Source organism: Thermomonas sp. (genome assembly GCF_019104945.1).
GTDB lineage: Bacteria > Pseudomonadota > Gammaproteobacteria > Xanthomonadales > Xanthomonadaceae > Thermomonas.
In genome coordinates, this window is the sequence record NZ_JAHRWW010000014.1 from 27,732 (window position 1) to 47,515 (window position 19,784).

22 protein-coding genes and 1 tRNA gene are annotated in these 19,784 nt (G+C 59.1%); 17 read left to right on the forward strand and 6 right to left on the reverse strand.

Annotation, left to right across the window (positions count from 1 at the left end):
- Nucleotides 1-123: 123 nt before the first annotated feature.
- Nucleotides 124-1,395 (reverse strand): aspartyl/asparaginyl beta-hydroxylase domain-containing protein, encoded by a 1,272-nt coding sequence (locus tag KUL77_RS03665; RefSeq protein WP_297143771.1) that lies wholly within the window; start codon nucleotides 1,393-1,395, stop codon nucleotides 124-126.
- Between the two features lie 53 nt (nucleotides 1,396-1,448).
- A complete protein-coding gene (locus KUL77_RS03670; protein WP_297143774.1) occupies nucleotides 1,449-2,345 on the reverse strand; it encodes a phosphoribosylaminoimidazolesuccinocarboxamide synthase in 897 nt (298 codons plus the stop codon).
- Between the two features lie 69 nt (nucleotides 2,346-2,414).
- On the opposite strand from KUL77_RS03670, the gene KUL77_RS03675 reads away from it, so the two are divergent.
- Together KUL77_RS03675 and rpe are read left to right on the forward strand one after the other, a co-directional pair.
- Nucleotides 2,415-2,795, forward strand: coding sequence for a DnaJ domain-containing protein (locus KUL77_RS03675; RefSeq protein WP_297143778.1), 381 nt, complete (start codon nucleotides 2,415-2,417; stop codon nucleotides 2,793-2,795).
- Nucleotides 2,792-3,469 (forward strand): ribulose-phosphate 3-epimerase, encoded by a 678-nt coding sequence (gene rpe, locus KUL77_RS03680; RefSeq protein WP_297143781.1) that lies wholly within the window; start codon nucleotides 2,792-2,794, stop codon nucleotides 3,467-3,469. The genes KUL77_RS03675 and rpe overlap by 4 nt, the downstream gene beginning before the upstream one ends.
- On the opposite strand, the gene KUL77_RS03685 is transcribed toward rpe, so the two are convergent.
- The gene (locus KUL77_RS03685) at nucleotides 3,429-5,537 is read right to left on the reverse strand and encodes a hypothetical protein (RefSeq protein ID WP_297143784.1); all 2,109 of its coding nucleotides are present in this window, start codon (nucleotides 5,535-5,537) and stop codon (nucleotides 3,429-3,431) included. The genes rpe and KUL77_RS03685 overlap by 41 nt on opposite strands.
- A 276-nt stretch (nucleotides 5,538-5,813) precedes the next feature.
- On the opposite strand from KUL77_RS03685, the gene trpE reads away from it, so the two are divergent.
- The 8 genes from trpE (at nucleotide 5,814) to KUL77_RS03725 (ending at nucleotide 13,009) form a co-directional block, all read left to right on the forward strand.
- Entirely contained in the window at nucleotides 5,814-7,289 is a 1,476-nt protein-coding gene (trpE, locus tag KUL77_RS03690; RefSeq protein ID WP_297143786.1) for an anthranilate synthase component I, read from the forward strand.
- Between the two features lie 117 nt (nucleotides 7,290-7,406).
- A complete protein-coding gene (locus KUL77_RS03695) occupies nucleotides 7,407-7,619 on the forward strand; it encodes a hypothetical protein (protein WP_297143790.1) in 213 nt (70 codons plus the stop codon).
- A gap of 121 nt (nucleotides 7,620-7,740) precedes the next feature.
- Nucleotides 7,741-8,418 carry a response regulator transcription factor gene (locus tag KUL77_RS03700; RefSeq protein ID WP_297143792.1) on the forward strand — a complete coding sequence of 226 codons (678 nt, stop codon included), beginning with the start codon at nucleotides 7,741-7,743 and terminating at the stop codon, nucleotides 8,416-8,418.
- Nucleotides 8,415-9,767, forward strand: a complete 1,353-nt coding sequence (locus tag KUL77_RS03705; protein ID WP_297143795.1) for a sensor histidine kinase — start codon at nucleotides 8,415-8,417, stop codon at nucleotides 9,765-9,767. The genes KUL77_RS03700 and KUL77_RS03705 overlap by 4 nt, the downstream gene beginning before the upstream one ends.
- Nucleotides 9,768-9,841: 74 nt before the next feature.
- Entirely contained in the window at nucleotides 9,842-10,420 is a 579-nt protein-coding gene (locus tag KUL77_RS03710) for an aminodeoxychorismate/anthranilate synthase component II (protein WP_297143799.1), read from the forward strand.
- A gap of 2 nt (nucleotides 10,421-10,422) precedes the next feature.
- Nucleotides 10,423-11,460 (forward strand): anthranilate phosphoribosyltransferase, encoded by a 1,038-nt coding sequence (gene trpD / locus KUL77_RS03715; RefSeq protein WP_297143802.1) that lies wholly within the window; start codon nucleotides 10,423-10,425, stop codon nucleotides 11,458-11,460.
- Nucleotides 11,461-11,501: 41 nt separating this feature from the next.
- Nucleotides 11,502-12,290, forward strand: coding sequence for an indole-3-glycerol phosphate synthase TrpC (trpC, locus tag KUL77_RS03720; RefSeq protein WP_297143804.1), 789 nt, complete (start codon nucleotides 11,502-11,504; stop codon nucleotides 12,288-12,290).
- Nucleotides 12,287-13,009, forward strand: coding sequence for a haloacid dehalogenase-like hydrolase (locus KUL77_RS03725; protein ID WP_297143807.1), 723 nt, complete (start codon nucleotides 12,287-12,289; stop codon nucleotides 13,007-13,009). The genes trpC and KUL77_RS03725 overlap by 4 nt, the downstream gene beginning before the upstream one ends.
- An 8-nt stretch (nucleotides 13,010-13,017) precedes the next feature.
- On the opposite strand, the gene KUL77_RS03730 is transcribed toward KUL77_RS03725, so the two are convergent.
- A complete protein-coding gene (locus KUL77_RS03730) occupies nucleotides 13,018-13,488 on the reverse strand; it encodes a GNAT family N-acetyltransferase (RefSeq protein WP_297143809.1) in 471 nt (156 codons plus the stop codon).
- Nucleotides 13,489-13,513: 25 nt separating this feature from the next.
- Entirely contained in the window at nucleotides 13,514-14,194 is a 681-nt protein-coding gene (gene crp / locus KUL77_RS03735) for a cAMP-activated global transcriptional regulator CRP (RefSeq protein ID WP_297143813.1), read from the reverse strand.
- 129 nt (nucleotides 14,195-14,323) lie between these two features.
- On the opposite strand from crp, the gene speD reads away from it, so the two are divergent.
- A complete protein-coding gene (gene speD, locus KUL77_RS03740) occupies nucleotides 14,324-15,115 on the forward strand; it encodes an adenosylmethionine decarboxylase (RefSeq protein WP_297143816.1) in 792 nt (263 codons plus the stop codon).
- 140 nt (nucleotides 15,116-15,255) lie between these two features.
- On the opposite strand, the gene coq7 is transcribed toward speD, so the two are convergent.
- The gene (coq7, locus tag KUL77_RS03745) at nucleotides 15,256-15,900 is read right to left on the reverse strand and encodes a 2-polyprenyl-3-methyl-6-methoxy-1,4-benzoquinone monooxygenase (protein WP_297143820.1); all 645 of its coding nucleotides are present in this window, start codon (nucleotides 15,898-15,900) and stop codon (nucleotides 15,256-15,258) included.
- 179 nt (nucleotides 15,901-16,079) lie between these two features.
- On the opposite strand from coq7, the gene rplM reads away from it, so the two are divergent.
- From rplM to maiA, 6 genes are all read left to right on the forward strand, one after another.
- Nucleotides 16,080-16,508, forward strand: coding sequence for a 50S ribosomal protein L13 (rplM, locus tag KUL77_RS03750; RefSeq protein WP_297143822.1), 429 nt, complete (start codon nucleotides 16,080-16,082; stop codon nucleotides 16,506-16,508).
- A gap of 13 nt (nucleotides 16,509-16,521) precedes the next feature.
- The gene (rpsI, locus tag KUL77_RS03755) at nucleotides 16,522-16,914 is read left to right on the forward strand and encodes a 30S ribosomal protein S9 (protein WP_297143825.1); all 393 of its coding nucleotides are present in this window, start codon (nucleotides 16,522-16,524) and stop codon (nucleotides 16,912-16,914) included.
- 21 nt (nucleotides 16,915-16,935) lie between these two features.
- Nucleotides 16,936-17,010: transfer RNA gene (locus tag KUL77_RS03760), tRNA-Gln, on the forward strand.
- Between the two features lie 104 nt (nucleotides 17,011-17,114).
- The gene (locus KUL77_RS03765; RefSeq protein ID WP_297143828.1) at nucleotides 17,115-17,864 is read left to right on the forward strand and encodes a 2OG-Fe dioxygenase family protein; all 750 of its coding nucleotides are present in this window, start codon (nucleotides 17,115-17,117) and stop codon (nucleotides 17,862-17,864) included.
- Nucleotides 17,865-18,061: 197 nt separating this feature from the next.
- Nucleotides 18,062-19,066, forward strand: a complete 1,005-nt coding sequence (locus KUL77_RS03770; RefSeq protein WP_297143830.1) for a fumarylacetoacetate hydrolase family protein — start codon at nucleotides 18,062-18,064, stop codon at nucleotides 19,064-19,066.
- Nucleotides 19,067-19,120: 54 nt separating this feature from the next.
- Nucleotides 19,121-19,783, forward strand: coding sequence for a maleylacetoacetate isomerase (gene maiA, locus KUL77_RS03775; RefSeq protein ID WP_297143831.1), 663 nt, complete (start codon nucleotides 19,121-19,123; stop codon nucleotides 19,781-19,783).
- Nucleotide 19,784: the final 1 nt, after the last annotated feature.

Genomic DNA, 19,784 nt, shown 5'->3' on the forward strand with positions numbered 1-19,784 from the left:
GTTGGCGCAGTGATGAGGTGCCTGCTGTGCAGCAAGCGGAAGCGCGAATAGTGTGAGAAGCGAAGGTATAAGGAAGCGCATCATCATTATCCGTTCGGTGAATTAGCAGATTGCCCTGTCGGATCACACATTGCTGCCTTGTCCGTGCCAGTCGCGCATGGCTTCTTCCAGCGCAACTACGGCCTCACGCTCCGCGTGTGATAACAGGGGGTTCCAGACGTCGAACATTAAGATGACGCGAAGCTGCTGGCTGTCGTTGCGGGCCTCGTGCTCTAGAGTGTCGTCAAACACCCAGCATTTGCCTTCGCGCCATGGTTTCCAGTCGTAGCCCACCCGAAAGTTACAGCCCTCCGGTACCACCAGTGGCAAATGCGCAACTAGGCGTGCGTTGGTCTCACCTGTGTGCGGCGGAATATGGGCGCCGGGTGCAAGTGCAGAGAACATGGCATTCGGGCAAAGCCCGGCAATTCTTGCGGTGTCCACCATCGCGAGCACTTCGGCCGTGTGCGGGCATTGTGCGAGGTGTTCGTGAACCGGTGCGCCATGCGAATACAGGTGAAAACCGCTCCAGTTGCGTGAATGATTGAGCTTGTCCCACTGGTTAACTGGATCGCCCGGCTTGTACTGGATATAGGGCACGAACTCTTCGCCACGGCTGGCGAGCATGGCCTGTAACTCTTCTTTGATGGCGTCTGTGCGCGCTTCCACTGCTTGCATCCACGGGAATAGCGCATCGTCGTAATAAGTGATTGCGGGGAGACGCGGTATCTGCAGGCGGTTGCACTCTGAATGATAGGGGCGTGTTTTTCCGGCCAAGATAGACGCCGCCTCATCCCAGCGGCCTTGTAGGGTTGCATCCATCGTGCCGCGTTGTGCCGCCACCTTTTGGCGAAGAAAGTCGAAAAGGTCTTCGGAGTTACGCCGCACTATATCGCGCGCGTGCTGTAAGCGGCGCTGTAGTGCGCTGGGCCACTGTGGTTCGGGCGGGGCAACCTTTAGCACGTCACGGAACATCGTTGCCGCTAAGGGGACATTGCCCTGTCGCTCCATGAACTCAGCTTTCCCAAGTAACCCAGGCAGGAAGTAAGGATCGCTGATTAGTGCCGCATTGATCGCCTGCCATTCCGCATCCACATTGCCAGCATCGCGGTGCACGCGGCTTAGCGTGATATGGATCATTGGGTCTTGCGGCGCGTGGTTGCGTGCGGTGTCTAGCATCTGCAGCGACGCCGCTAAATCACCGCGTTGATACGCGTGGACGCCAAGGCTAAACAAAGCTTGCACATTGCCCGGATCGCGCGATAGCACCTGCTCCCACGCGCACTCTGCATCCCCCCAACGCCCGGTTGCTGCAGCGTTGCCTGCCGCCTTGATAAGGCTCTCTAAGTTGTCCACAAATTCCCCGGAAATGTGTTGCGTATCGCGATGATACTTAACCCCGGGTCATCCTAGCATGACCCAATCCCCGCCAACTTCTCCAACGCTTCTGCGTACTTGGCGCGGGTTTTTTCAATGATCTCGGCGGGCAACTTGGGGCCGGGTGCGGTTTTGTTCCAATCCAGCGTTTCCAGATAATCGCGCACGAATTGTTTGTCGTAACTGGGCGGGCTGATGCCAACGGCGTAGTGCTCGGCTGGCCAGTAGCGGCTGGAGTCGGGGGTGAGCATTTCGTCCATCACATACAGCTTGCCGTCTGCATCCGTGCCAAATTCAAATTTGGTGTCGGCCAAAATAATGCCGCGTTGCGCCGCATAGTCGCGGGCGAAGCTGTAAATGGCGAGCGTGGCATCACGTACGGCTTCGGCCAGCTCGCGGCCAACTAAATTCACTGCGGCGGCGAAGTCGATGTTTTCATCATGATCGCCTACTGCGGCCTTGGTGGATGGGGTGAAGATCGGTTCGGCCAGTTGTTGCGCCTGTTGCAGGCCTGCGGGCAGTGCGATGCCGCTGATCGCACCGCTGCGCTGGTAGTCTTTCCAGCCGCTGCCGATGATGTAGCCGCGCGCGATGCATTCCACAGGAACAGGTTTGAGTTTTTTCGTCACCACTGCGCGCTTGGCGTACAGCGCAGCGTTCACACCCGTTGGAAGCACGCTGGCAACATCCGTGCCGGTGAGATGGTTGGCGATGATGTGCTGGGTTTTATCGAACCAAAAATTGCTGATCTGGCAGAGCATCTCGCCCTTGCCGGGGATCGGGTCGGGCAGCACCACATCAAATGCAGAGAGGCGGTCGGTGGCCACCATCAGCAGGGTGTTATTGCCAAGGTCGAATACGTCGCGCACTTTGCCGCGGTGGATCAGGTTTAGGCCGGGGAGATCAGATTGCAGCAGGGTGGTCGGCATAAGGGGAGGAATAGAGGATCGGGTTGCATAGTGTAAGCCCGTTAGGCATTTGCCCTGTAAACTGACGCCATGCGCCGCTGGTACGGACAATTTTTAGGCTTTCTCGCAGGCTGGATGCTGCTTCGGCACCCGGTGGGGGGCTTTTTGGGGTTTTTGATCGGCTATGGCTTTGATCACGACTGGTTTTCATCCCAGCGCAGCCGCCCATCACACGATCAGCAAAACGCCCCTCCGCCCGGCAACGCCGATATCGACTGGGCTTATCAAGTCTTCGAGCTGCCTGAAAATGCCAGCGATGCCGACATCGACCGTGCCTACCGCCGCCTGATGAGCCAATACCACCCCGACCGCGTGGCAGGGGCCGCCCCGGACATTATCAAGCTGGCGGAACAAAAATCCCGCGAGATCAACGCGGCTTACGACCGCATCCAGAAATTGAGGAAATCATGAGCACGCAATCCACCGTCATCGCCCCGTCGATCCTGTCCGCCAATTTCGCCAAGCTGGGTGAAGAAGTGGACAACGTGCTGGCCGCCGGCGCCGACTGGGTGCATTTCGACGTGATGGACAACCATTACGTGCCTAACCTCACTATCGGCCCGCTGGTCTGCGAGGCGCTGCGCAAGCATGGCGTGACCGCGCCGATCGACGTGCACCTGATGGTAGAGCCGGTCGATGGCCTGATCCCGATGTTCGCCGATGCTGGCGCCAGCCATATCAGCTTCCACCCCGAGGCCAGCAAGCACGTGCATCGCAGCGTGCAGCTGATCAAGTCGCGCGGCTGCCAGGCCGGGCTGGTGTTCAATCCGGCCAGCTCGCTGGACGTGCTGGAGGTGATGCTGGATGAGATCGACTACGTGCTGCTGATGTCGGTCAACCCCGGCTTCGGCGGGCAATCCTTCATCCCCTCCGCACTGAAGCAGCTGCAAAAAGTGCGCGCGATGATCGACGCCAGTGGCCGCCCGATCCGACTGGAGATCGACGGTGGGGTCAAGCCCGATAACATCGCCGAGATCGCCAAGGCCGGTGCCGATACTTTCGTCGCTGGCAGCGCGATCTTCGGCAAGCCGGACTACGCCAGCATCATCGCGCAGATGAAGCAGGCGGTGGCTGCCACGCGCTGAGGTAGCCGTTAAGCCCTTCTGTGTTCAAGGTCTGTGCGGCCTTGTTCCAGTTGAGGTCAGCGCCGCCAGCGAGTTTTTCAAGCACGGCGACAATGGCAAGCTCGACTTCCGGAAGCTGCAAGTCTTTTGGTAGTTGGCTGCGTTGTTTGATCGCTTCAAAAACGGCGGCGTTGGCTTCTGCGTAACTGAGTTCGGGTGTTGCGCCATGGGCGCGCTGCCAGCGCTCACTGCTCAGTACGCTGTTGACGTGTGATTGAAGTAAATACGTCGCACGGCCGATCAATTTCAGGTTGCCCGGTTGTACCGCCGTCATGGTATTGCCCACGGTGCGGCCAAGCCGCGCCATCACCGCCGTAGAGTGCGCGTTGAGTAGCATCTTCAATGCCAGTGTGCGGCCTAAGTTCAGCGGGTCATTGGTCTTGGGAAGGTCTAGGGTGATGCGGCGCACAGACGGTGCCAGCGTTTGAATGGCGGCAAGGTTTGGTGCCGATGCGGCATGCTGGCCCACAGAGACCACGATCAAATTCGCTTTGGCCGCGTTGAAGGCTTTGATCCAGTCGGAGGTGAGCGTGCTCACGGATTCGTCGGGATACGTGAGGTACACGCCGAGATCACCTGCAGCGGGGGCGATGCGCTGGCGGTTATTGGCCGACCACGACAGGTCATACAGTGTTTGCTGCTCACCGCCTGCGCGCTGCAGGCTGCGTAAGGCAGTATCCAGCAGCGATGGGTCATCGACTTGGGTTTCGAAGGCAGGCTTGTACTGACGGGCATCAAGGCCGTGGAAGGGGCGGTGCAGCAGGGCGTCCCAAGCGCGTTCGCGGCTATCGGTGGGGCTAACGACGCGAATCCAAGAGCTAGGGGTAAGCGCCGAGGTTGGATCCAGCGGAGCAAGGCGGAATGTCGGCGCGCGCTCAGTGACATCCACAAACACGGGCATCAGCGCTGCATTAGCAAGATAGGTGGCACGGTGCGCCTGCTGATAAGTGGCAGCTTCTGTGCGCGTCCACGCTTCGACCTGCTCCGCGCTTGATGCGACGGTGCGCTGCAAAGTTTGGAACGAGCGCAACCGTGATTCCAGCGTATCGCTATGCGCGAACCCCAAGCGTTTGGCGGTGGCCGTATCAAGCTGCGGCAGTAATAGCGCACGCAGCGCATCTTCTAAAACCAGCCCCAGCGCATACAGACTTGTCGTGGTGGCTTGCATGCGGGTTGAGCCGGTGATGGCTTGCGGGCCAGTGGGCAGTGCAATCTTTTGAATGCGTGGGTCGTCCAATACTTTGCGGCTACGGTCAAACGGGCGCAGCACGTCGTCGGGGTTGTTGTACACAAACCAAACCCGATCTGGCGTTGCTCCTGCTTGCTCGGCGGCGGCCAGTGCAGTACCAATCACCGCCGAAGTTTCGCCGCCTTCGGTGACCGCGAACACCACATCTTCTTTACCAATGCCGTTATCGTGTAGCTGCAGCGCACCGATCAGCTGCAAGTCTTCAAAGCCTTCCAGTGAACTAATCAAAGCGCGATCACCGCCGGTGATTTCACCGCGCACGCGATTTAGTAAATCGGGCGGCAATTTCTTCGCAAGCGCAGGCCAGGCGGGGTCTGCTTGTAAGCGCAGCCAGAATGGCCGCCAGATGCCGCTTTCCAGCGTTTCTGCGAGCCGCCCGGTGGAGCCTGTGCCATAAAAATAAATGCGATGGCCGTTGCGCAGTGCATTCTGTACGGCCGCAGACGCCGCATGCAGTTTGGCCATGCGCGCAGGATCTTGCGCCACTTCTTGAAAGGTGCGTGCTACGTCTTCATCCACCGAAAAAAGCTGCTCAAGCGCGGCTTGCGGATCTGCTTGCGCTGCGCTGCTGAGGTTCCATGTTTTTGGATGACGCTGCTCGGTGAGCAGCGTATGCAGCTGAAATTGGGTGCGCTTATGAACGAATTCATCTGATGCGGGCGAAGGCGGTAGCCCTAAGCGATCTGCCGCAGCGCTAGAGCTAAGGCTGGCTACGCCAAGCGATAGGGAGCAGGCGATCTGCACAGCGAGGCGGGACATCGGTTGTGCTTTGTGATTCATGGGAGCACCTAAGCCGAAAAGTAGGCTGAATAATTTATTCCAAACATGTAATTACATGTAATTTTGCATTTTTGCAAATCACGTTGCGTCATGCCGCGCGCTTAAAGAAGGCAATAAAGCGATATACACATGCCTTGCTGCGATTGCGAAACGCTGCGCTTTACCAGTACAGTGAGGGGATGAACCGAGTGATTCCTTCTTTCGAGCATGGCTGGCGATGGTGGCGTGGCAATGCCGCCGCAATCGCTCATACGCCTGTTTTGAAGGACGCACCGCATGATGACGCACGCCCAGTTCAACCAATACGCCGCTGACGGCTACACCCTTATTCCCGTTGTGCGCGAGGTGCTGTCCGACCTCGATACCCCGCTTTCGGTATATCTGAAGCTCGCCGACGGCCCACATACCTATCTATTTGAATCGGTGGAAGGCGGCGAGCGTTTTGGTCGCTATTCGATCATCGGTTTGCCCGCGCGCCGCGTGTATGAATTTCGCGGCCATACGCTGCAAGTGCGTGAGCACGGGGATGTCATCGAAACCCGCGAGGTGGCTGACCCACTTACGGAAGTCGAGCGCTTGCGCGCCGCGCATAAAGTGCCGCAGTTGGCCGGACTGCCGGGCTTCAACGGCGGCTTGGTGGGTTGGTTCGGGTTTGAATGTATCGAATACATCGAGCCTCGGCTAAAAGCCAACGCGAAGCCAGATGAATTAGGCACGCCCGATATCTTGTTGATGCTGAGCGATGAATTGGCGGTGTTTGATAGCCTCAAAGGCCGGCTGTATCTGATCGCCCATGCTGATCCGAACCAACCGCAGGCATGGGCGCGTGCAAATCGCCGCTTAGATGCGTTGACGCATCGTATTCGCCACGGCGGTGCGCCTTACCCGGAAACGTTGCAGCCTGCGGCACTGGATGAAGCGGATTTCGTGAGCGGCTTCACCCATGATGGGTTTATCCATGCGGTTGAGAAGTCCAAGGAATACATCCGTTCGGGGGATGTGTTCCAAGTGGTGCTGAGCCAGCGCATGAGCGTGCCATTTCATGCGCGCCCGGTGGATGTGTACCGCGCCTTGCGCGCGCTGAACCCTTCGCCCTATATGTATTTCTTGGACACTGGGGCGACCCAAGTGGTGGGCTCGTCGCCAGAAATTTTGGTGCGTCAGCAGGCCGGAGCGGTAACGGTGCGGCCGATTGCAGGCACGCGCCCGCGCGGTGCCACGCATGAGGAAGATCTGGCGCTGGAAGCGGAACTGCTGGCCGACCCGAAAGAACGCGCCGAGCATTTGATGCTGATCGACTTGGGGCGCAATGACGTAGGGCGCGTCAGCACTGCGGGTAGTGTGGCCGTGGGCGAGCGCTTTGTGATCGAGCGCTATAGCCATGTGATGCATATCGTGAGTGAGGTCACCGGGGCGCTGCAGCCGGGGTTGAGCTATGCCGATGTGCTGCGCGCCACGTTCCCCGCAGGCACGGTTTCTGGCGCACCGAAAATCCGCGCGCTGGAAGTCATTCGCGAGCTTGAGCCCATCAAACGCAATGTTTATTCCGGTGCGATTGGCTATATCGGCTGGCACGGTGATGCCGATACCGCCATCGCCATTCGCACCGCTGTTATTCAAGACGGACGCCTGTACGTGCAGGCAGGCGCGGGCATCGTGTACGACTCGGACCCGCAGAAAGAGTGGGAAGAAACCATGAACAAAGGCCGCGCACTGTTTCGCGCCGTGGCGCAGGCAGCGAAGGGGTTGTAAAGCCACTCGCAAGATTAAAAAAAGTTCATCCTGTGGAAACCTTGCGGTGAGGTGCACTGGCGCATCCTGATCCTGCGCTGGGGATAGGCCCCACCGAAATCAACCAAGGACACTGCCATGAACACCTTTCGTAATGCACTGGTCGCCGTTGCTTTGACTGCACTGGCGGGGACGGCATTTGCCACAACGCCGACGACACCGGCCGCTGCACCAGCGGCTAAAACTACAGCCGCGACAGCGCCAGCAAAGACATCTGCAAAGGCCGTGCATCACAAGAAGCAACATAGCGCCCCGGCTGCGGCCAGCGCTGCAGCCCCCGCTAAGAAGTAATAAAAAGTCGCGCTGGTTGACCCGCTTAATGGGTCGCCCGTTTCTCCGTCGTGCGCAGTTGCGCAAGCCATACCCCGCAGACCTACCGCTGCGGGGTATGCTTTTGTAAGGAGAATCGACGATGCGCATACTGCTGATAGAAGACGATGGCCACACCGCGAGCTTTATTAGCAAAGGTCTGCGCGAAGAAGGGCATGCCGTTGATCAGGCCAGTGATGGAAAACAAGGGCTGTTTTTAGCCAGCACGGAGCCGTATGACGCGGTGGTGCTGGATCGCATGTTGCCAGGGCTCGATGGGTTAACCCTGCTGCGTACGCTGCGCGGCGCAGGCAGCCGTGTTCCCGTGCTGCTACTCACGGCACTAGGGGATGTCGAGCATCGTGTGGAAGGGCTGCGTGCGGGTGCGGAAGACTACTTGGTAAAACCCTTCGCGTTTGCTGAGCTTAGTGCAAGATTGGAAAGCCTTATGCGACGTGAGCGCGGTGGTAGTGAACGGCAGGAAACACGCCTTGTGGTGGGGGATTTGGCGCTAGAACTGCTTGCGCGTGAGGCGCGGCGTGGCACGACGAAAATTGAACTTCAGCCACGTGAATTTCGTCTTCTGGAATATCTGATGCGCCACGCCGGGCAGGTGGTGACACGTACGATGCTACTGGAAGCGGTGTGGGACTATCATTTTGACCCGCAGACCAATGTCATCGATGTGCATATCAGCCGCTTACGGCAAAAAATCGACCACGGCTTCGACAAGCCAATGCTGCAGACCGTGCGCGGCGCGGGCTATCGGTTGGCCATATGACACGGTGGCGCGTTTCTGCAACAACGCGCCTCGCGCTGGCGGTAGCAGCAGGGTTTTTGCTGTCCAGTATTTTGCTTGGCACCAGTGTGTACTACGCCGTGTCCACACAGCTGCTGCAGGATGCGCGCGTGCTGGTGCGCGCCGACATGGGGGCGCTGCGCGATATTTATCGCAGTGGCGGAGGCACGGCACTGCTAGGCGAACTCAATGCACGCATTGAAGACGAAGGCGACCCCGATGCTGTCTATGCCATGGCGGATGCAAAGGGTAGGGCGCTGCTGGGGCGTTTGCCTAAAACTTTAGCGCCTGATGTGCATCGCCACTGGGTTGAGTTCAATGAAGAAAATCCCGATGGTGGTGCACCGCTACGCGTGATCGCGGTTGAACAGCGGTTGTCGCATGGTGAAACTGTTTTGGTTGGGCAGCGTCTACGCGCGCAAGATCGGTTTTTATCGTTGATGCAAAAAACGGCGCTGATGGCGCTACTGTTTGCCGCGGCGCTTGGGGCACTGGTGGGGTGGATCACCTCGCGCTGGGTTGCGCGGCGTCTGCGTCACCTAGATGCCACCGCCGCGCGCGTCGGATTGGGGGAGCTAGGGCTGCGTGTGCCGCTGGATCATAGTGGCGATGCGTTTGATCAGGTAGCGCATCGGTTCAATATTATGTTGGACCGAATTGAAGAACTTCTCGATGGTGTGCGTCATGCAACGGATCATATTGCGCATGATTTGCGTACGCCGCTTACGCGCTTACGTAATCGCTTAGAGCGCGTGCGCCAACGAGTATCCGAGCCCAATGAACAACGAGCGCTCGATCAAGCGCTGTTGGAGACGGATCAATTACTGCAGACGTTTTCTGCACTCTTGCGCTTGGCCAGAATCGAGGCCCAACCGCTCGCTGAAACTGCGCCGCTTTTGGATTTCAAAAGGCTCATTGAAGACGCGGTGGAGATGTATGCCCCGGTGGCCGACGAACGTGCGCTTCAGCTAGTGACGGCGTTGGCGCCGGTGTGCCTGCGCGGAGACCGTGATCAGCTCTTCCAGCTAATTACCAATCTTCTGGATAACGCGCTGAAATTTGCACCTACAGGAAGTGCGATACAGGTTGAATTGCACGTGCTTCAAGCCAATGTGCAATTAGTGGTGGCCGATCGTGGGCCGGGCATTCCGGAGGCCGAGCGGGAGCGTGTGTTTGACCGTTTTCAGCGGATCGAGCCACACCGCGGCACGCCGGGCTTTGGGCTGGGCTTAAGTCTGGCGCGTGCGATTGCCAAGCACCACGGTGGACGCATCGAATTGCACGACAATGCCCCCGGGCTGCGCGTCGATGTCATATGGCCATTGCCATAAATTCCGCCACGAGCGTTTGCTTGCGTTATCCTGCAAGGCCCTACGTGAGCCGCCTGCCATAAGCGCAGATCACCATGCTTTTGATGCTCGATAACTACGACAGTTTTACCTACAACCTTGTGCAGTACCTGCAAGAGCTCGGCGCTGATGTTCGCGTGGAGCGCAATGATGCGCTGAGCGTTGCACAAATCGCGGCGCTGGCGCCAAGCAAAATTGTGATCTCCCCGGGGCCGTGCACACCCAATGAGGCCGGTGTTTCGCTGGACGTGCTGCGTGAGCTTGGGCCACACATTCCAATTTTTGGCGTCTGCTTGGGCTATCAGGCGTTAGGCCAAGTCTATGGTGGGCAGGTCGTGCGCGCGGGGCGCATCATGCACGGCAAAACCTCGCCCATCCATCACAACGGAGGCGGTGTGTTTGCCGGGCTACCAAGTCCGTTTGAAGCCACGCGTTACCATTCGCTGGTGGTGGAAAAAAACAGCGTGCCAAAGTGTTTGGAAGTCACCGCGTGGACGGAAAATGCCGACGGCAGCGTGGAGGAATTGATGGGCCTACGCCACCGTGAGTTCCCGGTGGAGGGCGTACAGTTCCACCCCGAATCCATCCTTACCCAGCACGGCCACGCCATGCTGAAAAACTTTTTGGAGCGCTGAGCGTGGGCATCACACCACAAGAGGCGCTACAGCGCGCCATCGAGCACCGCGAAATCTTTTTTGATGAAATGGTCGATCTGATGCGTCAGATCATGCGCGGTGAGGTGAGTCCGTTAATGACCGCGTCGATTTTGACGGGGCTGCGGGTGAAAAAAGAAACTGTAGGAGAAATTGCTGCAGCCGCAACGGTATTGCGCGAATTCGCGCGCCCTGTTGCTGTGGCCGATCGGCACAATATGGTGGATATCGTCGGCACCGGTGGCGATGGTGCGCATACCTTCAATATCTCTACCGCTTCCATGTTTGTGGTGGCGGCAGCGGGGGCCAAGGTTGCCAAGCACGGCAACCGCAGCGTGTCGTCGAAGTCGGGAAGTGCAGATGTGCTGGAAGCACTCGGTGCGAAAATCGAGCTGCAGCCCGAGCAAGTGTCCGCCTGCATCAATGAAATTGGCATCGGTTTTATGTTTGCGCCGGTGCACCATCCGGCGATGAAAGTCGTGGCGCCAGTGCGTCGCGAAATGGGCGTGCGCACCATCTTCAATATCCTTGGCCCACTCACCAATCCTGCCGATGCGCCAAATACGCTGATGGGTGTGTTCCATCCAGACCTAGTAGGCATTCAGGTGCGCGTCTTGCAAGAGCTCGGCGCGCAGCGCGCGCTGGTGGTGTGGGGGCGCGACAATATGGATGAGTTGTCGTTGGGGGCGGGTACGCTGGTGGGTGAATTACGCGACGGCAAGGTGCGCGAGTATGAGCTGCACCCGGAAGACTTCGGCATTGCGATGGCGCATAGCCGCAATCTGAAAGTATCCGATGCGCAAGAGTCGAAAGTGATGCTGCTAGATGCGCTGGAAAACCGTGATGGGTTACCGCTGCAGATCGTGGCCTATAACGCCGGTGCCGCGCTGTACGTGGCGGGCGTGGTGGAAGACATTGCCGAAGGCATTACCCGTGCGCGGCAAGTGATTGCTAGCGGCGCGGCGCGCGCCAAACTGGGCGAGTATGTCGCCATGACCCGCGCTTTGGCCGCAGCGTCGTGAAACTCGTTACACTGCGCATCCCTTGAGGCGGTGATGGCCCCATGCACGACGTGTTGAAGCGCATTCTTGCGCGCAAGCAAGAAGAAGTAGCCGAGCGCCGCGCTCAGTTGGCGTTAGACGCGGTAAAAGCGCGCGCAAACAGTGCGTTGCCACTGCGTGGTTTTGCTGATGCGGTAGCGGCCAAAATTGCGGCAGGCCAATCGGCGGTGATCGCCGAGGTAAAAAAAGCCAGCCCCAGCAAAGGTGTGATCCGTGCGGAGTTTGATCCTGCGGCCATCGCCCGCAGTTACGAAGCAGGCGGCGCGGCGTGTTTGTCGGTGCTCACCGACGTGGATTTTTTCCAAGGTAGCGATGCCTATCTGCAACAAGCGCGTGCGGCCTGCGCACTGCCGGTGTTGCGCAAAGATTTTATCGTTGACGAATACCAGCTTTATGAGGCGCGTGCGCTGGGCGCGGACTGCGTGCTGTTAATTGCCGCGGCGCTGGATGATGTGCAGCTGGCCGAGTTTGCATTCATTGCTGCCGAATTGGGTATGGATGCGCTGGTGGAAGTGCACGATATTGATGAATTGGAACGCGCCTTACCGGTGCCTGCGCGCCTGCTGGGAATCAATAACCGCAATCTGCGCACGTTTGAGGTGTCGCTGCAAACCACACTGGCGCTAAAGAGTGCAGTGCCCGCAGACCGCATCTTGGTAACGGAAAGTGGCATCTTGGCGCATGAAGACGTGGCGCTGATGCGCTCGGAAGGGGTGCATGCCTTCCTCGTTGGCGAAGCCTTTATGCGTCAGCCGGAGCCGGGGCAGGCGCTTCAGGATCTATTCGCATGAGTGAGGCGTATCCGTCGCCAAGTGCCGATGCGCCGTTGGTGGTGTTTGACTTTGACCACACCCTCTACGACGGTGATTCTGGCAGCCATCTGTTCAAGTGGCTGATCGGGCGCGCGTGGTGGCGACGCGTGTTGGCGCTACTCATCGCACCTGTCGCGGGGCCGTTGGTGGCGTTTTTGCCCACGCGTCGCCGCGGTATTTCGGCGTTTGTGTGGGTGGGTACGTTCGGAATTTCTACACGCACAGAACTTGACGCGCTGATCGATCGCTACGTACAAACGCACGCCCCCGCGATCCGCGCGCGGCTGCTACCGCAGGCGCTCGAAGTATTTCAAAAGCATCGCGCAGCGGGGGATCGTGTGTTGGTGGCCACCGGCGCGCCACCGGAGCTGGCACGTGCCATTTTAGCCTTCGTCGCCCACCAAGACGTGCCGGTGATCGGTACGCTGCTCGGGCCGAAGCTGGGTGCGATGGGGGTGCTGCGCCACTGCCATTACGCGATGAAGATGACGATGATCCGCGAAGCGGGTTACGCCCAGCCGGTAGCCAGCGCTTATTCGGACAGCAGTGCCGATTTGCCTTTACTGCAGGCCGCGCAGCAGCCGGTGGTGGTAAACCCCAAGGCCGGGCGCGTGGCGATGTTCCAGCGCGTGCTGCCGCAAGGTACGCCTATTTTGAACTGGGGCTGCCCCGGCCGCGCTGGCGCAAAAGCCGCGTAAGGGGAGGCTTAGGCCGAGCCGAGTGGCTTGACGAAGCGCACCGAGCTGCCGCTGTAGCCGCAGGCACGATAAAACGCATGTGCCTCCACGCGCTGCACACCCGATGTCAGTTCGATGCGCGCCGCGCCCCCGCTGCGTGCGCGACGTTCGGCTTCTTTGAGCAGATGGCGGCCGACACCTTGGCCTTGTGCACTCGGGGTGACCACCAATGCAGTTACGCGGCAGGTCGTGGTGCCAAGCGGAAGGTAATACATAAAATCGAGCGCCACCAATCCACAAACCGCGCCCTGCCTGCGCGCCACCACAAGGGCTTGGCGGTCATTGGCCAGAATCGTGCTGATCCGTTCGGCGGCGTCATGAATGTCGCAGGGGTAGCCAAGCTCGGCCAGCAGGTGCGCCACATCATCGGCATCAGCGGGCACGGCATTGCGTAAATCCACGTCCAACGCGCGGTGGCCGGGAGAAAAAGCGTGGCTCATGCGCGCGAACTCCTAAACCGTTGAATTACCGGGTACCGTACACGACAACGGTCTTGCCGCGCGCGTGCAGTTTGCCGTCCACCTGTAGTTTTTTCAGAACGCGCCCGGCCATCTCCCGCGAGCAGCCCACCAGCCGCGCCAGCTCTTGCCGGGAAACACGTAGCTGGGTGCCCAGCGGGTGGCTCATTGCATCGGGTTCTTTGGCCAGGTCAAACAGGGTGCGGTAAATGCGGTCAGATACGTCCAAAAAGGCCAAGCGCCCGGCCTTGCGGCTGGTATCCAGTAGGCGCTGGCTGATTTGCGCGCCAATGGAGTACAGCAGGCGCGTGGCATCGTTGGCTTGGGCAGCGAGCAGGGTTTGCAGGCGCTCATAACTGATTTCTGCCAGTTCGCAGGCCGTGCGTGTGCGCAGCGCAACGTCGCGCTTCTCGCTTTCTACAAACAGCCCCATCTCACCCACGAACTCGCCCGCGCCGATATAGCCCAGCACCAGCTCACGCTCGTCACTTTCGCGGGCAATGATGCTCACCGAGCCAGAAATGATGTAATACACGGTGCCAGCGGGATCACCCGGATGAAACACGTCGGTTCGCGCCGGGTATTTGCGACGGTGGCAGTTGGTGATGAACCGCTCGACGGTGGCAAGGTCTGCGCCGAGAGGGCTGGCAGTGCGCGGCATGACGGGCTTCGAGAATTTATTGCTCATTCGGGATTGGGCACTCTTGAATGCGCTAGCTTAGGCCGAAAACGTGACCAAGAGCAAACTCTGCCGCGCGCATGGGGGCGGTTTGTCGCATAATGCGCCTCTTGTCTTGTTTCCGTTGGATCCAATGCCGTGGTCAAACCGCTGCCGCGCCTGAAACTTCAGGGCTTTAATAACCTCACCAAGTCGCTCAGCTTCAACATCTACGACGTGTGCTACGCCGCGTCGGAAGACGAGCGCAGGCGCTATATCGAATACATCGATGAAGAATATAACGCCGACCGGCTAACCCAGATTTTGACCGATGTGGCTGAGATCATTGGCGCCAACATCCTCAATATCGCGCGCCAGGATTACGACCCGCAGGGCGCGTCGGTCACGATTTTGATCTCCGAAGAGCCGGTGATCGACAAGGCCGACGCCAAAGGCGTGATTTCCGACGCTGTGGTGGCGCATCTGGATAAATCGCACATCACCGTGCATACCTACCCGGAAACCCACCCGGACAATGGCATTGCCACCTTTCGCGCCGATATCGATGTGTCTACCTGCGGCGTGATCTCGCCGCTGAAGGCGCTGAACTACCTGATCGAATCGCTCGAGTCCGACATCGTGGTGATGGATTACCGCGTGCGTGGTTTTACCCGCGACGTGAAGGGCAAGAAGTTCTTTATCGATCACAAGATCAATTCGATCCAAGACTATCTAGCGAAGAACATTCGTTCGCGCTACGAGATGCTCGACGTCAACGTTTATCAAGAAAACATCTTCCACACCAAGATGCACTTGAAAGACTTCGACCTTGATCAATACTTGTTCGAAGAAAAGGCGCGCAACCTGTCATTCAAAGAGCGCATGAAGATTGAAGCGCGGCTCAAGCGCGAGATCGAAGAGCTCTACCACGGCCGCAATTTGGTTGATTGACGACGTTGAGGTTGTGTCACCAAGGGCGTTTGCCATTGAGCGACACGCCGTGAATACGTCCATGTAGGCTTCTCGGCGGCATCCATGCCGCCGAAAGTCGCTCAATGGCAAACGCCCTTGGCGACACATTGGTGTGCATTTCAAAGGCGGTAGGCAACGGCTTTCATTACTTTTGAAGCCCCAGCCATCAGCGTAGGAATAGGCGGCGGTAGTGTGCGCGCACCTGCTGCTTGCGCGTTGTCGGCGTGACGCACTTCGTCGTCTTTCATTACGCGCAAAATAGCGCGGCTGCGCGTGTCGGCTTCGGGTAGCGTTTCAAGGTGCTCGGCTAAATGCGCTTCCACCTGACGCTCGGTTTCCACCACAAAGCCAAGATTCCAGCCATCGCCGCGCAGGCCAGCGGCAACGCCAATGGCGAAGCTGCCTGCATACCACAGCGGGTTGAACAGGCTGGGGCGGTCGTTGAGCTCACGCAGGCGGTCGGCGCACCAAGCGAGGTGATCGGTTTCTTCCTGCGCGGCTTCCAGTAAATGTGCGCGGGTAGCCGGGTCGCGTGCTACGGCGGCTTGGCCGATATACAGCGCCTGCGCGCACACTTCACCCACGTGATTGATGCGCATCAAGCCGGCCGCGTGCTGGCGCTCGGCAGCGTTCAAGGCGGGGTCGGGTTCGGTAAGCCCTGGGTTTTCACGCTGCGCGCGTGGCTGCCCGCATACGGTCATTAGCGCGTTTTGCGCGGAATCAAGCAGACGGTCGAGCGGGCTGAGCTGGCGTAAGGTGTCCATAGCAGGGATTCTAAGCAGGAAGTTCCGGGTAGGAAACCCGCCGCTTGCATCCGCTGAAATGGGCTGCTATAGTTCCGCCTCTTTCCTGCCCGTGGGCTGGAAATACAACGCGAGGCAACGTTCCGGCTAATCAGCATTAGCGGAATTCGCCCGACTAAGCACCCCTAATCGAGTTTTTTATGAAGACTTTCATCGCCAAAAACGAGACCGTCCAGCGTGACTGGTACGTCGTTGACGCCGAGGGTAAGACCCTAGGTCGTCTGGCCGCAGCATTGGCCTATCGCCTGCGCGGCAAGCACAAGCCCGTTTTCACCCCGCACGTTGACACCGGCGACTACCTCGTCGTGATCAATGCTGACAAAATCGCGGTGACCGGTAAGAAACTGCAGGACAAGATGTATCACCGGTTCACCGGTTACATCGGCAACCTGAAGACCGAATCACTGGCACAGGCGCTGGAGCGCCACCCGGAACGCGTGCTCGAAATCGCGGTCAAGGGTATGTTGCCGAAGGGCCCGCTGGGCCGCACCATGTACCGCAAGCTCAAGGTGTATGCCGGTGCCGAGCATCCGCATACCGCCCAGCAGCCGCAGCCGCTCGATATCTAAGGTCAGACCAATCATGGCTATCACTCAGAATTACGGCACCGGTCGCCGCAAATCCTCCACCGCTCGCGTATTCCTGCGCAAGGGCAGTGGCACCATCACCATCAATGACCGTCCGCTGGACGAGTTCTTCGGTCGCGAAACGGCACGCATGATCGTGCGTCAGCCGCTGGAATTGACCAAGAACACCGAATCCTTCGACGTGTACGTCACCGCTGCTGGCGGCGGCACCACCGGTCAGGCCGGTGCGATCCGTCTCGGTATCGCCCGTGCACTGGTCGAATACGACGAAACCCTGAAGTCCGAGCTGCGTAAGGCTGGCTTCATGACCCGCGACGCCCGTGAAGTCGAGCGTAAGAAAGTGGGTCTGCATAAAGCACGTCGCGCCACCCAGTTCTCCAAGCGTTAATCGCGATACAATTTGCTGCATAGCCCCGTCGCCAAGCGGTAAGGCACCTGACTCTGACTCAGGCATTCGGTGGTTCGAATCCATCCGGGGCTGCCATATACAAAGTTGTACTTTCTTCAGAACCCGCCGTCAGGCGGGTTTTGTCGTTTTGATTGCAGGCGTGGTGCGACAATACGGAACTGTTGAGAAGTGAGAGTGCAATGCCCGCCGTCGCCAGTTTTTCACCGCCTGTACTAGCGCTTACGCAGTTGGATACCGCCCTGCGCGAACGCGGCTATGTGCTGCTTGCGCCCGCTGATGTGGCCACATTTGCAGGCGTGCGCCTACAAGCGCTGGATGCGCTGACACCAAGCTGGAGCGCGCTATGTCTGGATCACTATTTGAAAGATGGCGGACGTTACCGCAAGCGTCGGCATTCCTGCTTTATTGTTGAAAACGGCGTGTTGCAGCCGGTGCCGCACCGGATGCATTACCAGCCTTTGGAATACAACGCCCTACACGGCGGGATGGAGCGTTGGTTCGAGCCAGTGGCTCCCGAAACCGCGGCCCAGCCCGCATGGCGCGCCCTGATCTTGGCGCTCACCGCGGCCTGTCAGCGGCAAAAGCCAGCAGCGCGCTGGTACGTGGAAGCGCATCAGTTCCGCATTGATACCAGTGATGGGGTGGGCCGCCCCACACCGGAAGGCGCGCACCGCGATGGTGTCGATTTTGTCGCCGTGCTGTTGGTCGCAAGGCATGCCGTGAAAGGTGGCGAGTCACGGGTATTTGAAGCACAGGGGCCGAATGGGCAGCGCTTCACCTTAACCGAGCCATGGTCGCTGCTGCTGATGGACGATACGCGGGTGATCCATGAATCCACCCCGATCCAGCCACTAGACGCCGAAGGCGGCTACCGTGACACCCTTGTGCTGACCTTCCGCGCTGCGGGATTTTTGGGTGAAAATGCGTAATTAGCCCCATGGCAACACTTTCCTACCCATGGCCTTAACGCGGACTTTCGGCGGCATGGATGCCGCCGAGAAGCCTACATGGATGTATTTACGGCGTGTCCGCATTAAGGCCATGGGTAGGGAAGTGGTGCAGCGGGATACGCTACTTTGAATATCAAGTTACAATTGCAACTAATAACGAAAGTATTGAGGTTGATATGAAGCTGGGTTCACTCAAAGAAGGCGGGCGCGACGGCACGCTGATCGTGGTGTCGCGCGATTTGACGCGCGCCGTGCGTGCTACAGACATTGCGGCCACCTTGCAGCGCGCGTTGGAAGATTGGGAAGACGCGGCGCCGCGGCTCAATGCACTTTACGAAGATTTGAATGCCAACCAAGCGACGGGCGCGTTTGATCTTGATATGCACGCACTGGCTGCGCCGTTGCCGCGTGCTTACGAATTTGTCGATGGCAGCGCCTACCTGCCGCACGTCGAGCGCGTGCGCCGCGCGCGTGGCGCGCAGGTGCCAGAGAGCTTCTACGTCGACCCTCTGATGTACCAAGCCGTAAGCGCAGGCTTTCACGGCCCGCGTGATTCGGTCAAGGTGGTGAGCGAAGACTATGGCATCGACCTTGAAGCCGAAGTGGTGATCGTGACCGACGATGTGCCGATGGCGGTCACTCCCGACCAAGCCGCCGAGCACATTCAGCTGATCGGGCTGGTGAACGACGTGAGTTTGCGCGGGCTGATCCCGCCGGAATTAGCCAAAGGCTTCGGCTTTTTGCAGTCCAAACCGCGCAGCGCGCTTAGCCCGGTCTTTGTGACCCCAGATGAGCTGGGCGAAGCCTGGCAAGACTGCAAAGTGCATCTGCCCATGCTGACCCATATCAACGGTAAGTGGTTTGGTGCGCCGCTGGCAGGGGTGGATATGCAGTTCAACTTTGCCCAGTTGGTGGCGCACGCGGCCAAGACTAGGCCGCTGTCGGCAGGCACCCTCGTCGGCTCGGGCACGGTGGCAAACGAAGACACTTCACTTGGTGCTTCTTGCTTTGCCGAGCAGCGCACCGTAGAAACCCTACGTGATGGCAAGCCCAGCACGCCGTTTATGGCGTTTGGCGACGTTGTGCGCATCGAAATGCTGGATCAGGCCGGGCATAGCGTGTTTGGCGCGATCGAGCAAAAAATTGAACAGCAGCCGCTGCCACGCGGCGCAGGCGGTTGATTTCAGGCCATTAGCGGCGCGCCACGCCCGTCGTGGTGCGCTAAGGTGTCTTCTATGAGCGAGCCGTTGACCCTGTATTCCTATTGGCGCTCCAGTGCAGCCTACCGGGTGCGTATTGGGTTGAATCTAAAGGGGCTGGAATACAACATCGTTCCGGTGCATTTGGTCCAAGGGGGCGGGCAGCAGCACGCGGAAAGCTATCGCCAAATGAATCCGCAAGAGCTGGTGCCAACACTTAGCCACGGCCAGCGTCAGCTCACTCAGTCGCTGGCCATCTTGGAATATCTCGACGAAGTTTGGCCGGAGCCTTCGCTACTCCCGGCCACCGCACGCGAGCGCCAGAGGGCGCGTGAATTGGCGCTGCTGGTGGCCTGCGATGTGCATCCACTGAATAATTTGCGGGTGCTGCAGTATTTTGACCGCGAGTGGAACGTGCCGCAGCCGGAGCGCGATGGCTGGGTGCGGCACTGGATCGAAACCGGGTTTGCGGCGCTGGAAGCCATGTTGGATGGGCACCCGTCAACCGGTGAGTTTTGCGAAGGGAATGCGCCAACACTAGCCGACTGCTGCCTAGTTCCACAGGTCTATAACGCTAGGCGCTATGGCGTTGAGATGGGCGCGTATCCCACGATTGCGCGCATCGAGGCGCACTGCCTCACACTGCCGGCCTTTGATGCGGCGCGCCCGGAACATCAGCCGGACGCGCCTGCGGTGTAGC

What these genes read in the sequence shown, in the direction of transcription:
- KUL77_RS03670 (WP_297143774.1), bottom strand. Translation starts at nt 2,345, where the DNA reads ATGCCGACCACCCTGCTGCAATCTGATCTCCCCGGCCTAAACCTGATC.
- KUL77_RS03675 (WP_297143778.1), top strand. Translation starts at nt 2,415, where the DNA reads ATGCGCCGCTGGTACGGACAATTTTTAGGCTTTCTCGCAGGCTGGATG.
- rpe (WP_297143781.1), top strand. Translation starts at nt 2,792, where the DNA reads ATGAGCACGCAATCCACCGTCATCGCCCCGTCGATCCTGTCCGCCAAT.
- KUL77_RS03685 (WP_297143784.1), bottom strand. Translation starts at nt 5,537, where the DNA reads ATGAATCACAAAGCACAACCGATGTCCCGCCTCGCTGTGCAGATCGCC.
- trpE (WP_297143786.1), top strand. Translation starts at nt 5,814, where the DNA reads ATGATGACGCACGCCCAGTTCAACCAATACGCCGCTGACGGCTACACC.
- KUL77_RS03695 (WP_297143790.1), top strand. Translation starts at nt 7,407, where the DNA reads ATGAACACCTTTCGTAATGCACTGGTCGCCGTTGCTTTGACTGCACTG.
- KUL77_RS03700 (WP_297143792.1), top strand. Translation starts at nt 7,741, where the DNA reads ATGCGCATACTGCTGATAGAAGACGATGGCCACACCGCGAGCTTTATT.
- KUL77_RS03705 (WP_297143795.1), top strand. Translation starts at nt 8,415, where the DNA reads ATGACACGGTGGCGCGTTTCTGCAACAACGCGCCTCGCGCTGGCGGTA.
- KUL77_RS03710 (WP_297143799.1), top strand. Translation starts at nt 9,842, where the DNA reads ATGCTTTTGATGCTCGATAACTACGACAGTTTTACCTACAACCTTGTG.
- trpC (WP_297143804.1), top strand. Translation starts at nt 11,502, where the DNA reads ATGCACGACGTGTTGAAGCGCATTCTTGCGCGCAAGCAAGAAGAAGTA.
- KUL77_RS03725 (WP_297143807.1), top strand. Translation starts at nt 12,287, where the DNA reads ATGAGTGAGGCGTATCCGTCGCCAAGTGCCGATGCGCCGTTGGTGGTG.
- KUL77_RS03730 (WP_297143809.1), bottom strand. Translation starts at nt 13,488, where the DNA reads ATGAGCCACGCTTTTTCTCCCGGCCACCGCGCGTTGGACGTGGATTTA.
- crp (WP_297143813.1), bottom strand. Translation starts at nt 14,194, where the DNA reads ATGAGCAATAAATTCTCGAAGCCCGTCATGCCGCGCACTGCCAGCCCT.
- coq7 (WP_297143820.1), bottom strand. Translation starts at nt 15,900, where the DNA reads ATGGACACCTTACGCCAGCTCAGCCCGCTCGACCGTCTGCTTGATTCC.
- rplM (WP_297143822.1), top strand. Translation starts at nt 16,080, where the DNA reads ATGAAGACTTTCATCGCCAAAAACGAGACCGTCCAGCGTGACTGGTAC.
- rpsI (WP_297143825.1), top strand. Translation starts at nt 16,522, where the DNA reads ATGGCTATCACTCAGAATTACGGCACCGGTCGCCGCAAATCCTCCACC.
- KUL77_RS03765 (WP_297143828.1), top strand. Translation starts at nt 17,115, where the DNA reads ATGCCCGCCGTCGCCAGTTTTTCACCGCCTGTACTAGCGCTTACGCAG.
- KUL77_RS03770 (WP_297143830.1), top strand. Translation starts at nt 18,062, where the DNA reads ATGAAGCTGGGTTCACTCAAAGAAGGCGGGCGCGACGGCACGCTGATC.
- maiA (WP_297143831.1), top strand. Translation starts at nt 19,121, where the DNA reads ATGAGCGAGCCGTTGACCCTGTATTCCTATTGGCGCTCCAGTGCAGCC.